2 protein-coding genes are annotated in these 1,886 nt (G+C 68.3%); one reads left to right on the forward strand and one right to left on the reverse strand.

Translation table 11 applies throughout. The features are described from left to right. Window positions 1–496, reverse strand: a 496-nt coding sequence (locus AC1VAN_RS20445; protein ID WP_480986598.1) for an MHYT domain-containing protein, incomplete at its 3' end; no start/stop codon positions are given. Window positions 497–644: 148 nt separating this feature from the next. Here AC1VAN_RS20445 and radA point away from each other — a divergent pair. Then, a partial coding sequence (gene radA / locus AC1VAN_RS20450; RefSeq protein ID WP_480986599.1) for a DNA repair protein RadA occupies window positions 645–1,886 on the forward strand: 1,242 nt, incomplete at its 3' end.

Consider the following 1,886-nt stretch of genomic DNA (forward strand, 5'->3'; position numbering starts at 1 on the left):
GTTCCACGCGCAGCCGGAAGGCAATCCACAGCGCTGCACCGGCGGCAGCGATGGCCACTGCGATCGACGCGGCAAACCAGCCGGGGTGGTAATCGATACCGGGCTGCATGCGCATGGCGGCCATGCCCAGGTAGTGCATGGCGGCGATACCCAGTCCCATCAGCACCGCACCCGCGGCCAGCCGCTGCAACGGCAGGCTGGGGCGCGACACCAGCCACAGCGCATAGGCCGACGCGCCGATCGACACCGCCAGCGAATACAGGGTGATCGCCAGGTCGTAACCGACCGGAACCGGCAGCTTGAAGGCCAGCATCGCGATGAAGTGCATCGACCAGATGCCCAGGCCCATCGCGGCGGCACCGCCGGCCAGCCACCAGCGGGCGACCCGGCCCTCGGCCGTGGCCAGGCGGCCGGCCATATCCAGCGCGGTATACGATGCCAGCATGGCCACCAGCAACGAGATGGCGACCAGGCTCTGACTGTAACTACCAGTCATGTTGAATCCAGAGGAGGAGGGAGGGGCGCCCGCAAGGCGCACGCCCGCCACCGCTATCGGCACCGACGGGTGGGACTTGAGTGGTCGCAGCAGCTGCGACCCGGCTCGGCTATCCTGCCACGCTCGTTGCCCCTGCAGGAAATCTCCGATGGCCAAAGCCCGCACCGCGTATGTCTGCAATGAATGCGGCGCCGAATACAGCAAGTGGCAAGGCCAGTGCACCGAGTGCAATGCCTGGAACTCGCTGTCGGAAATCGTCCTTGAGAGCGCTGCGGCGGCCAAGGCGCCCGCCTCGCGCCGTGCCGGCTGGGCGGGCAAGATCGACCCGCCGAAGATCACCGCACTGAAGGACGTGGCGCAGACCGAACACAACCGGGTCAGCACCGGCATCGGTGAATTCGACCGCGTGCTCGGCGGCGGCCTGGTCGAGGGCGCGGTGGTGCTGGTCGGTGGTGATCCGGGCATCGGCAAATCCACCCTGCTGCTGCAGGCGGTGGCGAAGATGGCTGCGGTCCTGCCGGTGCTCTACGTCACCGGTGAGGAATCACTGGCCCAGGTCGCCGGCCGCGCGCATCGGCTGGAGCTGCCGCTGGAGGGCGTCAACGCGCTGGCCGAGACCGGTGTCGAATCCATCCTGCAGCACGCCACCAAGAGTGGGCCGCGGCTGATCGTGGCCGATTCGGTACAGACGCTCTGGACCGAGACGCTGACCGCCGCGCCCGGTTCGGTCAGCCAGGTGCGCGAGAGTGCCGCACGGCTGGTGCGTTTCGCCAAGGAAACCGGAACCGCCGTGTTCCTGGTCGGCCATGTGACCAAGGAAGGCGGCATCGCCGGCCCGCGCGTGCTGGAGCACATGGTCGATGCCGTGCTGTATTTCGAAGGCGAGAGCGGCAGCCGCTTCCGCCTGCTGCGCGCGTTCAAGAACCGCTTTGGTGCGGTCAACGAACTGGGCGTGTTCGCGATGGGCGACAAGGGCCTGAAGGAGGTCTCCAATCCGTCGGCGATCTTCCTTTCCGGTGCCAGCACGCACCAGCCGGGCAGCTGCGTGATGGTTACCCGCGAGGGCACCCGGCCGCTGCTGGTGGAAGTGCAGGCGCTGGTCGACGCCTCGCCGCTGTCCAATCCGCGCCGCGTGGCGGTGGGGCTGGAGCAGAACCGCCTGGCCATGCTGCTGGCGGTGCTGCATCGGCATGGCGGCGTGCTGGTTGGCGACCAGGACGTGTTCGTCAACGTGGTCGGCGGCATCCGCGTGCAGGAGACCGCCGCCGACCTGCCGGTGCTGCTGGCGGTGCTGTCCTCGCTGCAGGACCGTCCGCTGGCCGAGAAGACCATCGCGTTCGGCGAAGTCGGCCTGTCCGGTGAAATCCGGCCGGTGCCCAACGGCGAGGAC

This window comes from Stenotrophomonas sp. 05L44_2 (assembly GCF_056665995.1).